Source organism: Nocardia sp. NPDC051570, assembly GCF_044454005.1.
Lineage (GTDB): Bacteria > Actinomycetota > Actinomycetes > Mycobacteriales > Mycobacteriaceae > Nocardia.
Genome location: NZ_JBITDI010000005.1, coordinates 456,106 through 470,834, shown reverse-complemented (window position 1 = coordinate 470,834; position 14,729 = coordinate 456,106). Strand labels below are relative to the sequence as shown.

12 protein-coding genes are annotated in these 14,729 nt (G+C 67.9%); 5 read left to right on the top strand and 7 right to left on the bottom strand.

Annotated elements, in window-relative coordinates; translation table 11 throughout:
- Nucleotides 1-2: 2 nt before the first annotated feature.
- Genes ACIA76_RS15550 through glf form a run of 4 tightly spaced genes read right to left on the bottom strand, consistent with a single transcriptional unit; the run spans nucleotide 3 to nucleotide 4,693 of the window.
- On the bottom strand, nucleotides 3-950 hold the full coding sequence (locus ACIA76_RS15550; protein ID WP_397152445.1) for a decaprenyl-phosphate phosphoribosyltransferase: 948 nt from the start codon (nucleotides 948-950) through the stop codon (nucleotides 3-5).
- A gap of 1 nt (nucleotide 951) precedes the next feature.
- Nucleotides 952-1,551 carry a phosphatase PAP2 family protein gene (locus ACIA76_RS15545; protein ID WP_397152444.1) on the bottom strand — a complete coding sequence of 200 codons (600 nt, stop codon included), beginning with the start codon at nucleotides 1,549-1,551 and terminating at the stop codon, nucleotides 952-954.
- A complete protein-coding gene (locus ACIA76_RS15540) occupies nucleotides 1,548-3,488 on the bottom strand; it encodes a glycosyltransferase (RefSeq protein WP_397152443.1) in 1,941 nt (646 codons plus the stop codon). The genes ACIA76_RS15545 and ACIA76_RS15540 overlap by 4 nt, the downstream gene beginning before the upstream one ends.
- Before the next feature lie 2 nt (nucleotides 3,489-3,490).
- A complete protein-coding gene (gene glf / locus ACIA76_RS15535) occupies nucleotides 3,491-4,693 on the bottom strand; it encodes a UDP-galactopyranose mutase (RefSeq protein ID WP_397152442.1) in 1,203 nt (400 codons plus the stop codon).
- 125 nt (nucleotides 4,694-4,818) lie between these two features.
- On the opposite strand from glf, the gene ACIA76_RS15530 reads away from it, so the two are divergent.
- A complete protein-coding gene (locus tag ACIA76_RS15530; protein ID WP_397152441.1) occupies nucleotides 4,819-5,319 on the top strand; it encodes a MarR family winged helix-turn-helix transcriptional regulator in 501 nt (166 codons plus the stop codon).
- 6 nt (nucleotides 5,320-5,325) lie between these two features.
- Here ACIA76_RS15530 and ACIA76_RS15525 read toward each other — a convergent pair whose 3' ends face one another.
- The gene (locus ACIA76_RS15525; RefSeq protein ID WP_397152440.1) at nucleotides 5,326-6,735 is read right to left on the bottom strand and encodes a SpoIID/LytB domain-containing protein; all 1,410 of its coding nucleotides are present in this window, start codon (nucleotides 6,733-6,735) and stop codon (nucleotides 5,326-5,328) included.
- Between the two features lie 199 nt (nucleotides 6,736-6,934).
- On the opposite strand from ACIA76_RS15525, the gene ACIA76_RS15520 reads away from it, so the two are divergent.
- A complete protein-coding gene (locus ACIA76_RS15520; RefSeq protein ID WP_397152439.1) occupies nucleotides 6,935-9,226 on the top strand; it encodes an N-acetylmuramoyl-L-alanine amidase in 2,292 nt (763 codons plus the stop codon).
- Between the two features lie 3 nt (nucleotides 9,227-9,229).
- Here ACIA76_RS15520 and ACIA76_RS15515 read toward each other — a convergent pair whose 3' ends face one another.
- Both ACIA76_RS15515 and ACIA76_RS15510 read right to left on the bottom strand, forming a co-directional pair.
- Nucleotides 9,230-10,072, bottom strand: coding sequence for an HAD family hydrolase (locus ACIA76_RS15515; RefSeq protein WP_397152438.1), 843 nt, complete (start codon nucleotides 10,070-10,072; stop codon nucleotides 9,230-9,232).
- A gap of 28 nt (nucleotides 10,073-10,100) precedes the next feature.
- Entirely contained in the window at nucleotides 10,101-10,781 is a 681-nt protein-coding gene (locus ACIA76_RS15510; RefSeq protein ID WP_397152437.1) for a hypothetical protein, read from the bottom strand.
- A gap of 154 nt (nucleotides 10,782-10,935) precedes the next feature.
- Here ACIA76_RS15510 and ACIA76_RS15505 point away from each other — a divergent pair, with 154 nt between their 5' ends.
- Genes ACIA76_RS15505 through ACIA76_RS15495 form a run of 3 tightly spaced genes read left to right on the top strand, consistent with a single transcriptional unit; the run spans nucleotide 10,936 to nucleotide 14,722 of the window.
- Nucleotides 10,936-11,913 carry an ABC transporter permease gene (locus tag ACIA76_RS15505; RefSeq protein ID WP_397152436.1) on the top strand — a complete coding sequence of 326 codons (978 nt, stop codon included), beginning with the start codon at nucleotides 10,936-10,938 and terminating at the stop codon, nucleotides 11,911-11,913.
- Nucleotides 11,910-12,869, top strand: a complete 960-nt coding sequence (locus ACIA76_RS15500) for an ABC transporter permease (RefSeq protein WP_397152435.1) — start codon at nucleotides 11,910-11,912, stop codon at nucleotides 12,867-12,869. Before ACIA76_RS15505 ends, ACIA76_RS15500 begins: the two co-directional genes overlap by 4 nt.
- Nucleotides 12,866-14,722, top strand: coding sequence for a dipeptide ABC transporter ATP-binding protein (locus ACIA76_RS15495; protein WP_397152434.1), 1,857 nt, complete (start codon nucleotides 12,866-12,868; stop codon nucleotides 14,720-14,722). The genes ACIA76_RS15500 and ACIA76_RS15495 overlap by 4 nt, the downstream gene beginning before the upstream one ends.
- Nucleotides 14,723-14,729: the final 7 nt, after the last annotated feature.

Here is a 14,729-nt window from a genome sequence, read left to right as displayed (position 1 = left end):
CGTCAGGTGAGATAGACAGCGACACCTACCGCTCCGATCCACGCTATGGCCAGGAGCTGCAGAATGCGGTCACCCAGCGCGATCTCTTCGGGTTCACCGGCCTCGCCGCCATCGACGTCGACCGCGTAGCGCAGGATCGCGACCGTGAAGGGAATCATCGAGATCGCGAACCAAGGGTTGCTCTTGTGATCAGTTTCGAACGCCCACAGCCCGTAGAACACGACCACCGCGGTGGCCGACAGGGTCCAGATGAAACGCAGATAGGTCGGTGTGTAGTACTGCAGTGACTTGCGGATCTTGGCGCCGGTATCGAGCGCGATCTTCAGTTCGGCATAGCGCTTGCCCGCGGCCATGAACAACGAGCCGAAGGCCATGATCAACAGGAACCATTGCGACAGATGGATATCGGCCGCCGCACCACCCGCGACCGCGCGCAGCAGGAAGCCCGACGACACGATACAGACGTCGAGCACGGCCTGATGCTTGAGCCCGAAACAGTAGGCCAGCTGGATGCCGATGTAGACCGCCATCACCACGGCCAGCTGCCACGCCGTGGCGAGCGCGATCAGCAGTGAGCCGAGCAGCAGCACCACCGACAGCGCGTACGCCAGATTCACCGGCACCACACCGGCGGCGATCGGGCGGAAGCGCTTGGTCGGATGCGCCCGGTCCGCCTCCACGTCCAGCGCGTCGTTGACCAAGTAGATGCCCGAGGCGGCCATGCAGAAGACCACGAAGGCGACCGCGATATGCCAGTCCTTGGTGAGGTCCGTGATGGCGTAGCTGTCGGTGCCCGGAATCTTGCCCGCCACCAGTGGCGCGAGCAGAACCAGGACGTTCTTCACCCATTGACGCGGCCGCACGGCCTTGAACAGCCCGCCGGCCAGAGTCTTCGGCGGACCCTTGATGACAGCCTCGTCCAGGTCGACGCTGGTCGGCTCTTCACTCATATCAGCGAGGGTTCTTTCCTGTGCGGTCACTGGTGAATCTCTTTTCGGCGGCTAGCACTGCGGCTGCGGACGCGGCGCCCAGCGCGGAACCGGCGAGCACGTCGGACGGGTAGTGCACCCCGAGTACGACCCGGGACAACAGCATCGGCGGCACGAGCACCGCAGGCAAGGGTAGCCCGGTGAGCCTGCCGAGCAACACCGCCGCTGCCGTCGTGGAGGTCGCATGCGAGGACGGGAAGCTCAGCTTGCTCGGCGTCGACACGTTGACCTGCACCGACGGATCGTTCGGGCGAGGCCGCCGGACAACGCGTTTGATGACCACCGATGCCGCGTGTGCGCCGAAGGCGCCCACGGCCACCCCGGCCCACTGCCGGCGGCGGGGCTTGTCGACCAGGGCGCCCAGCGCGCCGATGCCCATCCAGCCCAGCGCGTGCTCACCGAAGTGCGACATACCGCGAGCGGCCTTGATCACCTGCGGGTTTCGCCCGATCGTGCCCTGGACGGCATTGATGATCTTGACCTCGGCGGGCGCGGGCGACGCGGGATCGGGCACCACGCGCAGATGCGGCGAATCGGCCGATTCCGGTGCGGTGGCGGTCATTTCCCCTCGTTTCCGAGCTTCGGATCGCCGGTATGGATGCCGAAGGCATTCTCCCAGGCGGCGGTGCTGGTCAAATATGGATGTGCGGCACGATACTGCGCGCGGATTTCGCCGAACCTGGCGGCCAGTTCTTTGCGCAACCGCATGGCCTCCTTGAACAGCGCGAGGGCCTGGCGCGGATCGCGTTTGCGGTACACCACGCCGCGGCCGTCGGCCGTCGTCACGGTGACGCCGTCGACCTGCGAGAGCAGGAACCAGCGGGCGTCCAGGGTCGGCACGTTGAGCTGCGGGCGCTCGTGATGTTCGGGTTTGGCCGGGCGCAGATTGTGCAGCACGCCCTTGCCGAGCCGGACGATCTTCGCGATCGGATTGGGCGGCTCGCCGACCGCACCGACATCCGAACCGCTGGCGAAGGGCAGTTCCGTCGAGGACGGCAGGACCACCGCGTCCGGGAAATCCTTGCGCATCGCGGCGACCGAGCCCAGCGCCCTCGGCAGCAGCTGGAACAGCCGATCCGGACCCGCCAGGAAATCGCGGATCGCCTGGTTCTGGATGGCGACCGTCGAATACTCCAGGCACAGCAGATGTTTCAGCGTCGCCTTGATCGTGTTGATCACCATCGGGCGGCCGTCGTTCGGCAGATGCAGCGCGGCGACCACCAGGCGGTTGCGCAGGTGGAAGTACGCCTGCCAGTCGATCGCGTCGTCCTTGTCGCTCCAGGCCATATGCCAGACGGCCGCGCCCGGCAGGGTCACGGTCGGATAGCCCGCCTGCTTGGCGCGCAGACCGTATTCGACGTCGTCCCACTTGAGGAACAGCGGCAGCGGCTGGCCGATCTCCTCGGCGACCACGCGCGGGATGACGCAGGTCCACCAGCCGTTGAAGTCGACGTCGATGCGCCGGTGCAGCAGCTTGGAGTTATCGCGATCGCGCAGCGGATACTTCGAGAAGTCGTGGTCGTATTCGACATTCGGCGCGGCGGTCCACATCCAGATGCCGCGGTCGACGACCTCGCCCATGGTGTGCAGATGCGAGCGCTCCTGCAGATTGAGCATCTGGCCGCCGACGAGGGTGGGCGTGCGGGCGAAGCGGGCGAAGGCCAGCGCGCGCAGGATGCAGTCCGGCTCGATCTCGATATCGTCGTCCATATAGACGATGTACTGCGCGTCGGTGGTCTTCAGCGCCTCGTACATGACCCGGCTGTAGCCGCCGGAGCCGCCGAGGTTGGGCTGATCGTGCATGGCCAGGCGGTCGCCCAGCACCGCTGCGGCCTCGGCGAAGCCCGGCTCGTCGCGCACCTTGCGGGTGCCCTGATCCGGGATGATCACGGCCTTGACCTTCTCCAGCACCAGCGGGTCCGAGCCCAGGGCCGCAAGGGTTTTCACGCAATCGGTGGGGCGGTTGAAGGTGGGCATGCCGACCGCGATGCTGCCCTCGCCGGGCGCCTCGATCGGGGCGTACCAACCGCCGCCGCGCAATTCGACATGCGAGTCGGTGGTGATGTCGAACCAGATCCAGCCGCCGTCCTCGAACGGGGCGAGGTCGACCTCGAATTCGATATCCGTCGCACCCTCGGCGGGAGTCGTGAATTCGTTGCCCTGCACGTGGATTCGTGAACCGTCGGCCTTGGATCGATAGACGTCCACGCGGCCGTGGCCGGACAGGTCCAGCCGCAGCACCACGGATTTCAGCACCGACCAGCGCCGCCAATAGCTGGCCGGCACGGCGTTGAAGTACGTGCAGAACGACACCTCGGATTCCGCGCCGATCGATAGCGAGGTGCGCGAGGTGGCATGGGCGCGACGGGCATTCGTCGCGGACTCCTCCAGATAGAGGGTGCGTACATCCAGCGGTTCACCCGGCCGGGGCAGGATGATCCGCTGCAGCAGCGATTTCGCGCGAGTTCCGGTCGTCATCTCTTCCAACGTCGCTTGCATCGTCACTCGTTGTCATCCCGATCGACCAGCGGCGCACCGGATTCCAGGTGCGGGCGCAGCGTGTTGTCGAACATGCTCAGCGCGCTGCCGATGGCCATATGCATGTCCAGGTACTTGTAGGTGCCGAGGCGGCCGCCGAAGAGCACCTTCGCCGAGGCGGTTTCGGCCTTGGCGCGGTCGCGGTAGGCGAGCAGTTTGGCACGGTCGTCGGGGGTGTTGATCGGGTAGTACGGCTCGTCGCCGGTCTGCGCGAAGCGGGAGAACTCGCGCTGGATCACCGTCTTGTCGGCGGGGTAGTCGCGCTCGGGATGGAAGTGGCGCGGCTCGATGATGCGGGTGAAGGGCACGTCCGCATCGTTGTAGTTCATCACCGAGGTGCCCTGGAAGTCACCGGTGTCGAGCACCTCGGTCTCGAAATCGATGGTGCGCCAGCCGAGTTCGCCCTCGCTGTAGTCGAAGTAGCGGTCCAGCGGGCCGGTGTAGACCACGGGGGCGTCCGGGTTCTGCGCGCGGATCTCCTCGCGCACCTCGAACCAGTCGGTGTTCAACCGCACCTCGATCAGGTCGGACTCGGCCATCTTCGCCAGCCACGCGGTGTAGCCGCCCCGAGGCAGGCCCTCGTAGGTGTCGTTGAAGTACCGGTTGTCGAAGGTGTAGCGCACCGGCAGGCGGGTGATGTTGCCCGCGGGCAGTTCCCTCGGATCGGTCTGCCACTGCTTGGCGGTGTAATCGCGGAAGAACGCCTCGTACAGCGGGCGGCCGATCAACGAGATCGCCTTCTCCTCGAAGTTGGCGGCATTCTTGCCGTCGACCTCGGCGGCCTGCTCGGCGATCAGCGCCCGGCCCTCGGCAGGGGTGAAGTAGCGCCCGAAGAACTGCGACAACAGGCCCAAGCCCATCGGCAGCGGATACGCCTGCCCCTTGTGCATGCCGAATACCCGATGCTGATACCCGGTGAATTCGGTGAACTGGTTCACATAGTCCCAGACCCGCTTGTTCGAGGTGTGGAACAGATGCGCGCCGTACTTGTGCACCTCGATCCCGGTCTCCGGATCCGCCTCCGAATAAGCGTTGCCGCCCAGGTGGTAGCGGCGATCGATCACGAGCACCCGCTTGCCCAGCAGGCTGGCGGTGCGTTCGGCGATGGTCAGTCCGAAGAAGCCGGAGCCGACGATGATCAGGTCGTAGGGGGATGCGACGGTCACGGGTGCCCAGCGTATCGGAAGTTGCGCCGACGTCCGGGGCGAGTAGCGGACTCCGGCCGCCCGCCCCGCTCAGAGCGAGGGTCAAGTATCTTCACATCGAGATTCAAGGTGTTGAGAGGGCTCGGATGAGCGACGCGGTGGATCGGATGGTCGCGGCCTGGGGGCAGGTGGATCCCGACCTCGATATCTGGCCGACCCAGGTGTTCGAGCGGCTGAAGCGGCTCGGCCGACTCCTCGATCGCGAGATGAAGGATTTCTTCGCGCCCTACGGCCTGGAGTCCTGGGAGTTCGAGGTACTCGCCACACTGCGCCGATCCGGCGACACCGATGGCCTGACCGCGGGTGCGCTGATCAAGGCCGCGCTGGTCACCTCGGGTGCCATCACCCATCGCATCGATCGCCTCGCGGCCAAGGGTCTGGTCCGGCGCGCCGCCGATCCGGCGGATCGACGCACGATCCGCATCCAGCTGACCGACGAGGGCCGCGAACTCGTCGACACGCTCATGCCCGCGCGGATCGCCGATCAGATCCGGATCCTGGGCGGCGTCGACCGTCCCGACCTGGACCGGCTGAACGGCCTGCTGCGCGGGCTGCTCGAATCGCTGGGCGATACGGACCCGGACTGATCGCGACTACCGGTTACTCGATCCGGCCGAGCCCGTGCGCGGCAGCGGGTCCAGGCCCGGATCGGGTCCGGCGGCCGATTCGGGAGCCGTCTTGTTGTGCAGGTCCGGCGGCAGCGGCGGCGGGGTCGGCGTGGCGGCCGTGCCGGGCGGCACCGTATCCGGCGGCACCGCCGCGGTCGCGCCGGGCGCCATCTTCAGCAGTGCGCTCAGATCGATGACCCGCGCGCCGAAATCGGGCGTGGCCACGATGACGCCGCCCTGGAACAGCCGGAACGTTCCGATCTGCGCGGGCAGCAACGTCTCCGGGCCCAGCGGCTGGCCGAGCGGGCCCGCGGGACCGCCCGACTCCGCATACTTCACATCGATGGCGGTATCGGTGCGCGGCGGCCGCGGCGGATCGAAGCGCGGCGTCACGGGCTGCTGCGGAATGGCCGGCGGTGCCGTCGCGAGTTGAGCCGGGGTCGGGCCGACATCGAGGGTGGCGATATCGACGGGCTGCCCGCCGCCGGGCGCGGAGGAGTATTCGGTGCGCAGGATGCGCCCGTCGCGCAGCAGCACCTGCCCGGCCGTGGCATGGACGGCCACCGCGGTGCGCGGATCCTCCTTCTCGGTGCCCGGATACTCCTGACAGTCGGTCGTATCGCAGGTTTGCGCATAGGAATAGCGGTGTTCGGCCAGTGCGTAGGAGCGGGCCGCGACGGCCTGCGCGCGCAATGCCTCGGCCCCGCCGCGATCGGCCCAGTTCGCCTGCATCTCCGCCGGGACGACGCCGAGCAGATAGTCCTCGACATCGAGTTCGTCGACGGTGCGCGGCGCGCCGTTTTCCAGCGTCACCCCGAGCGCGCCGCGAAATGTCGAGCCGTCGCACACCTTCAGATGTTCGGCCGCGGGACGCTCCGAACCCGGATCGATCGGATAGGCCCACGGATCATCGGTGGCGCCCTCCCACACCTTCGCGCCGTCGCAGCCCATCGTCACGGTGACGTGCGCGCCGCCGTCCGGGGTCGGGGTGAGATGGGCCGCCTGGCCCGCGACCACGCGCCGGCCGGCGACCGCCAGCCCGCTGTCGGAGTACACGTCGAGGGTCTGATTGTCATAGACCGTCAACCGGACCCGGACCGCCGCGGGCGCGATCCTGGCCGGCGTGGCGCCCGGATAGTAGGCCAGCAGAATGTTCTGCGCGGAAGCGCCGGCGGCCGCCCGCTCCAGCGCACCGAACTGGCTCAGCCCGCGGCCGTGGCCGGCGGTCGCGAGCGGCCGGTAACCGGCGGCGAACGGGCGAACCAGCGGATAGGCCCAGGTGACGGCGATGGTGCCGCCGGTCAGCGAGATCGCCGCCACGGCGATCGCGAGAGTTCTGCGGCGCCGGTGACGTCGGCGTAGATCGCCTTCCCTTATTGCGGTCGTGCCTGCCATGCGAACTCCCGGGGATCTCGCGGGGCGGCATGTCCTTCCCGCGTAACGGCTGCCGAAAAGTTACATTTCAGATATTCAAGTCTCAGCATCAAGTGAAGCTTTAGTCTTGTGACATTTGTGACTAGTGTGACCACTGATCCGCCAGGAATCAACCCGCATCGCTGCTGAGGTCGCCGGTTCTATCGAATGGGAGACGATCGTGCCGTACCGCAGACCGCAACGCCCCTATCTACTACCGGTCGTCACGGCGCTCGCGGTCGCCGCGCCGCTGGCGACGCTCATCCTGCGCGACGCGCCGGAATACCGACCGACCACGGACAGCAATCCTGCCGCGATCCCGGCACAATTGGCCGAGGTGGCGCTGGCATCGGCTCCCGACGTCCTCCTGCCGCTACGCGAGCTGACCGGCCTGGACCTGCCCGACCTGCATCTGTCGGATCTGCGAAACCTGCCGCTGCCCCGGGCGATCCCGCTGCCACCCGGCCTGCCCAATCCCCTCGGCGGCGAACTGCCGAACGAGATCCCGCTGCCGAGACTGGGCGATACCGCACCGGATCCGGCACCCTCCGGACCATCCTTCATCGCCGCCCGGACCTCCGCCGACGATCCGGCCCAAGTCCTCCCCGCGGGCGACCCCGGCACACCCGCAATCACTCCCGGCGCCGCCGGACCCGGCACACCCGCAATCACCCCTGGCACCGTCGGGCCCGGCACACCTGCGCTCGCTCCCGGTGCCGCCGATCCCGGCACTCCCGCGCTCGCTCCCGGTGCCGCCGGACCCGGCACTCCCGCAATCACTCCCGGCGCCGCCGGACCCGGCGCACCCGCAATCACTCCCGGCGCCGCCGGACCCGGCACTCCACTCACTCCCGGCGCCACCGATCCCGGCACTCCGGCGCTCACTCCCGGCGCCGTCGGGCCCGAACTCACCGACAAGGTCGGCGCCGACGTCAAGGAGCTGCGGCGCGACACCCCGTTCAGCATGGTCGCCCTGACGGCGAAGGATCTCGCCGGGACGCGGGCGCTCGTCCGGGCGCGTAAGGATGACGGCAACTGGGGGTCCTGGTACAACACCGACCGGGTCGAGACCGCCCGCGACGATCATGTGCGCGGCGAAAAGACCGGCACCGAACCGGTTTTCGTGGGCAACACCAAGGCCGTGCAGGTGCTGGTGACCCATAAGGCCGCCACCACTCCCCCGCCGCGCACCGGCGATCCGGCGCAGGCGGCCGCCGCGGATCTGTCCGCGGTGCTGATCGATCCGGGCCACGGCGCGGTCGACGGAAACCTCGCCGAGGTGGCCGCCCCGCTGTTCGGGGGCGGGCCCAAGGTCATCAGCCGCGCGCAGTGGGGCGCCGACGAGTCGGACCGGCAGCGCTGCCCGGAGCAGCCGACCTACGACGACGGCCTCGGCGGAATCACGGTGCACCACACGGCCGGTCGCAACGATTACAGCCGCGAGGAGTCGGCCGGCATCGTCCGCGCCATCTTCGCCTATCACGCGAAGACGTTGAACTGGTGCGATATCGGCTACAACGCATTGGTCGACAAGTACGGCCAGGTCTTCGAGGGCCGCTTCGGCGGCCTGGACCGCCCGGTGCAGGGTGCGCATGCCGGCGGATTCAACGAGAACACCTCCGGCGTCGCGATCATGGGCGACTTCCAGACCGAACCGCCCACCGAGGAGGCCATCCAGGCCGTCGGACAGTTCATCGGATGGCGGGCCAAGATCGCCGGACTGGATCCCAAGGGCCACACCACCATGTATTCCGAGGGCACCGATTACACGCCGTATCCGGAGGGTACGGCGGTGCAATTGCCGATCGTCTTCGCCCATCGCGACGTGGGCAGCACGACCTGCCCCGGCGACGCGGCCTATGCGCTGATGGACCGGATCCGCGATATCGCCGCCTCCGCGGCGGGCGCGCCGAGCAGCAACGATGTGAAAACCGCTGTGGGCGCGAACGATCCGAACGCGGCTCCCTTACCCGCGCCCGCGCCGAAAACCCAGCAGTCCCAGCGCAATCAGACCGACCTCGCCACGCTGGCCAACCTCACCACCCGGATCCTGAATCTGCTCGACCAGAACGTGATCGCGAAATACTATGCGGCACAGGGCGGTCCGAACGGCCGCCTCGGCGCGGCCGCCTCCGAGCCGACCCCGACCCGCGACGGCGGCCAGTACGTCAAGTTCGTCAACGGTTATGTCTACGCCGCACCGGACGGCACCATCACCGAGGTGGTCGGCCACATCCTCGACCGGTTCGTCCAATTGGGCGCCGAGAGCGGCATTCTGGGCCTGCCCGCGCGGAACTCCTATCCGGTGCCCGACGGCACCCGGGCCGACTTCCAGTACGGCTCGCTGATTCTCAACACCGCGACGGGCCTGGTGACGACGCTGCTGAGGTCCTACAGCGATATCACGAATTCGGCCCCGCCGCCCCCGAATCCGCCTGCGGCACAACCGGTCCCGGCCCCACCGGCACGGTAGGCCTCAGCTGGTCCACCAGCGCTCGAGGACCTGGGCCACGCCGTCGGCGGAGTTCGACGCGGTGATCTCGTCGGCGGCGGCCTGGGCCTCGGGGTGGCCGTTGGCCATGGCCACGCCGTGTCCGGCCATGCGCAGCATCGGGACATCGTTGGGCATATCGCCGAAGGCCACGATCGAGGAGTCCTGGACGCCGAGGCGTTCGGCGATCAGCGCCAGGCCCGCGGCCTTGGTGATGCCCGGGGCGGACAACTCGATCAGGCCGTTATTGGTCGAATAGGTGATATCGGCCCGGCCCTGCAGCTGCGGTTCCAGCGCCGCACGCATATCCGCGCTGGTCGCCCCGCGCAGCCGGATCAGCATCTTGATCGCCGGCGCGGCGAAGACCTCGGCGCGGGCCACCTGCGTGTCATCGGGATTGAGCCAGGCGTGCTCGTATTCCGGCGAGCTCACGAACTGCGGCGTCGCGGCGTCGTGCGCGGACGCGCCGACCCGCTCGGCGGCCAGGCCGCAGCCGGGCAGCACGCGCTCGGCCAGATCCGCGATCCAGGCCAGACTCGCCGCATCGAGGGTGGTGGTGTGCAGGATGCGGTCGGCGGCGGGGTCGTAGATCACCGCGCCGTTGCCGCAGACGCTCAGCGGCGCATGTCCGAGCCCGTCGACCACGGGTGCGATCCAGCGCGGCGGGCGCCCGGTGGCGAGCACGAAGGGCACACCGTCGGCGACCAGCGCGGCGACCGCGGCCCGGGTGCGCGGCGTCACCCGCTCGTGCTCGTCGATCAGCGTGCCGTCGACGTCGGTGGCCACCATCTTCGGTTTCGACAGCTGCAGACGAGTCACCCATTCCATCCTGCCCGAAACGCCGCCCCGACCGTAATCACGATTCGGGTCGCCGCCAGGGGTTCTCGGGTGGGATCGCGGGCGGTGGCGGCGGATAGGAGTGCGGTGCGGGGGGCGGGCCCGGATACGGCTGTGACGAAGGCGACTGCGGCGGATAGGGCGCGGGCGGATACGGCGGCATCGGATAGGCCGGTCCCGTCGCCGGTGCGAAGGCCAGCCAGCGCGCGGTCGCGGGGGTCAGCACGAGCACCATGGTCGCGATCGGGAAGGCCATCCCCACCAGGATCCCGGCCACCCCGCCCACCGCGCCCGGCCCGCTGTCGAGGGCATCGTCCGCGATCGAGACCACCGCGCCCACGAGCGCTATCGCGATCGCCAGGCCCGCGCCGATCGCGATCAGCGGCCGCCCACCCGATCCGCGCCGGAACAGCGCGATGGCGCCCCAGGTCAGCACGACCCCGATGGCCATGCTCAGCACCCCGACGACCACGATGTAGGGGCCGTACCAACTGCGCGACAGCAGACTCACCCCGCCGGTATCGAGATCCCTGGCGAATCCGGTCGCGCCCAGCACCACATCGAACAACCCACCCAGCAACTCCCCCACGGCCCCTACCGCCGCCAGCACACCCGCGGCGATCGCGGTTCCCCCGCTCGGCGCGGGTTGCCACGCACGCGGATACGGGTCGTAACCACCCGGATACTGCGGAAGATTCATCGCTCGAGCCCCCTCTTCGAACCGGAAGATCGTCCGTCACGATCGGACCGATGCACGATATCTCCGATTCGGGCATGTCACCCGCCGTGCATAACGCACCACCAACCCCATCTGTCCCTATGATCAGGGGCTAGTAACCGACCTGAGGGGACCGATGACCGGCTTTCTGCTACGACGTGCGCTGAACTATGTCGTGCTGCTGGTGCTGGCGACGTTCCTGACGTTCAGCCTGGCATCATTGACCTTTCGCCCGCTCGAGAGCCTCGAACAGCGCAATCCGCGACCTCCGCAATCGGTGATCGACGCCAAGGCGGCCGAGCTGCACCTCAACGATCCGATCCCGCAGCGCTATCTGAACTGGGTCGGCGGCATGGTGCACGGCGACTTCGGCACGACACTGGCGGGCCAGCCGGTGAGCCAGGAGCTACCGCGCCGAATCGGAGTCAGCCTGCGGCTGTTGATCGTCGGATCGATCCTCGGCACGGTACTCGGCGTATTGATCGGCGCGGCTGGCGCGATACGGCAATACCGGTTCAGTGACTACTTCACGACCATCGTATCTCTGCTGATTCTGAGCACCCCCGTGTTCCTACTCGCTACCATCCTGAAATATGGTGCGCTGGAAGTCAACTCCCTGACCGGCCAGCAAATCTTCCTCTATACCGGCGAAACCTCGGCCAATGCCGTGCACGGGCTGTGGAATCAACTCGTCGACCGGGTCCAGCACATGGTGGTCCCGAGCCTCGGCCTGGCGCTGATAACGATGGCCAGTTACAGCCGCTACCAACGCAATGCGATGCTCGACGTGCTGCAGAGCGATTTCATCCGCACGGCCCGCGCGAAGGGGCTGACCCGCAGCCGCGCGCTGTACAAACACGGCCTGCGCACCGCCCTGATCCCGATGGCCACCCTGTTCGCCTACAGCCTGGGTGCGTTGATCACCGGCGCCACCTTCACCGAGAAGATCTTCGGCTGGCACGGCGTCGGTGAGTGGCTGGTGGACGGCATCAACGCCCAGGACCTCTATGTCGTGGCGACCGTCACGGCGTTCGCCGGATTGGTGGTGCTGATCTCGGGCCTGCTGTCCGACATCGTGTACGCCATCCTCGACCCGCGGGTGCGTGTGGGATGAGTGAAGTCGAGATCATCGCGCAAGGCGCGCCGGAGCCCGCCGCGGCGGGACGTCGAAAGCTGGTGTGGCGCAGGTTCCTTCGGAACAAGGCCGCCGTGGCCGGCCTGATCGTCCTGCTGCTCATGCTGATTCTGAGCTTCGCGCTGCCGCCACTGTTGACATACGACTACGAGCAGCTGGATTACACGGCCCTGCTCCAACCGCCCAGCCCGAGACATCCGTTCGGCACCAATCAGATCGGTCAGGATGTGCTGGCGCAGACGCTGCGCGGCCTGCAGAAGTCGTTGGTGATCGGATTCAGCGTGGCGTTGTTCACCAGCCTCATCGCCGCCACGGCCGGTTCGGTCGCGGGCCTGCTCGGCGGGTGGACCGATCGGGCCATCATGTGGCTGGTCGACCTGCTGCTGGTGGTGCCGAGTTTCATCGTCATCGCGATCTTCGCGCCGCGCACCAAGGGCAGCGGTTCGATCCTGCTGTTGATCGTGCTGCTGGCCGCCTTCAGCTGGATGATCAGCGCCCGCATCGTGCGCGGTCTGACGCTGAGCCTGCGCGACCGCGAATTCGTCCGGGCCGCACGGTATATGGGCGCGTCGACCTGGACCGTCATCACCACCCACATCCTCCCGAACATCGCCTCGATCCTGATCATCGACACCACGCTGTCGGTCGGCGCGGCGATCATCTCCGAAACGGGTCTGAGCTACCTCGGCTTCGGTGTGCAGCCGCCGGACGTATCGCTCGGTTCGCTGATCGCCTCGGGCACCAAATCCGCGCTCACCTTTCCGTGGCTGTTCCTGTTCTCCGGTGGGCTGCTGGTGATCACGGTGCTGTGCACCAACCTGGTCGGCGACGGCCTGCGCGACGCATTCGATCCGAGCTCCCAGCGGGCACGCTCGCGCCGCAAGAACAACGATGAGCCGACGGTCCCGGCGACGGATGGAAAGGTCGCGCCATGACGGAGACCAAACGCGCGATGACCGCACCGCTGCTGGAGGTGTCGGATCTGCACGTGTCGTTTCCCTCCGAGGAGGGACGCATCGACGCGGTGCGCGGGGTGAACTACACGGTGGCCGATGGCGAGGTGCTAGCCATCGTCGGCGAATCCGGTTCGGGCAAGTCGGTCTCCTCGCTCGCGGTGATGGGTCTGCTGCCCGAACAGGCGCGGGTGCGCGGCTCGATCCGATTGCGCGGCAAGGAATTGCTGGGCATGGGCGACCGGCAGCTGTCGGCGCTGCGCGGCAGCCGGATCAGCATGGTGTTCCAGGATCCGCTGTCGGCGCTGACCCCGGTGTATCGGATCGGCGACCAGATCGCCGAGGCCGTGCTGGCACACCGGAAGATGAGTCGGCGGGAGGCATGGCAGCGGGCGGTGGAGCTGCTGGATCTGGTCGACATCCCCGATCCGGAGCTGCGCGCCCGGGCCTTCCCGCACGAATTCTCCGGCGGTATGCGCCAGCGCGTGGTGATCGCGATGGCCATCGCCAACGATCCCGAGCTGATCATCTGCGACGAACCCACCACCGCGCTCGACGTCACCGTGCAGGAGCAGGTGCTCGGCCTGCTGCGCAAGGCCCGCGACATCACCGGCGCGGGCGTCGTGATGATCACCCACGATATGGGCATCGCCGCCACGCTGGCCGATCGAGTCGCCGTCATGTACGCCGGGCGGATCGTCGAAACCGCCAGCGCCACCGAACTTTTCAACTCGCCCCGGATGCCGTACACCGTCGGCCTGCTGGGTTCCATCCCGCGCATGGACGGCCCGCCGCGCAGCCCGCTGATCCCCATCGTCGGTGCGCCACCGGCCATGCACGCGCTGCCGCCCGGCTGCCCGTTCGCGCCGCGCTGCCCGGTCTCGATCGACGAATGCGGCGCCGCGGAACCGCCGCTGCAGGACACCAATCCGGGCCACCGCGCCGCCTGTATCCGCACCGCCGAGGTCGGCGCCGACGCACTGTTCGACGCCTACCGCCGCGAGATCACCGAGCCCGAACGGGAGGTGGAACCGGATCCCCGTGTGGTGCTGCGGGTTTCGGGGCTGGTCAAAACCTTCCCGATCACCTCCGGCGTGGTGTTCAAGCGCCGCAAGGGTGAGGTGCGCGCGGTCGACGGCATCGGCTTCGAGGTGCGGGCCGGGCGCACCCTGGCGCTGGTCGGCGAATCGGGTTCCGGCAAGTCCACCACGCTGAGCCAGATCATGGATCTGGCCCCGCCGGAGGCCGGCGCCATCGAGGTGCTCGGCCGGGATGTAGCGACCCTGACCAAGGCGGACCGCCATGAGATCCGCCGCAAGATGCAGATCGTCTTCCAGGATCCCTCGGGCTCACTGGATCCGCGCCTGCCGATCTTCGACGCGCTGGCAGAACCGCTGCGCGTCGACGGCCGCCCCCGCGATGAGATCCGCAGGCGGATACCGGAATTGCTGAAGCTGGTCGGCCTGCGCAGCGAGCACGCCGACCGCTATCCGGCCGACTTCTCCGGCGGTCAGAAGCAGCGCATCAACATCGCCCGCGCGCTGGCGCTGGATCCCGAACTGCTGGTGCTGGACGAACCGGTGTCCTCACTGGACGTCTCGATCCAGGCGGGCGTGCTGAACCTGCTGCGCCAGCTGCAGGCCGAACGCGGTCTGTCGTATCTGTTCGTCTCCCACGATCTGTCGGTAGTGCGCAATCTCGCCCACGACATCGCCGTGATGTACCGGGGCGAGATCGTCGAATCCGGTGCGGCGGAACAGATCTTCACCGATCCGCAGCAGGATTACACCCGCGCCCTCATCGCCGCGATCCCCGTCCCTGCCGTCACACGATAGGAGAAGG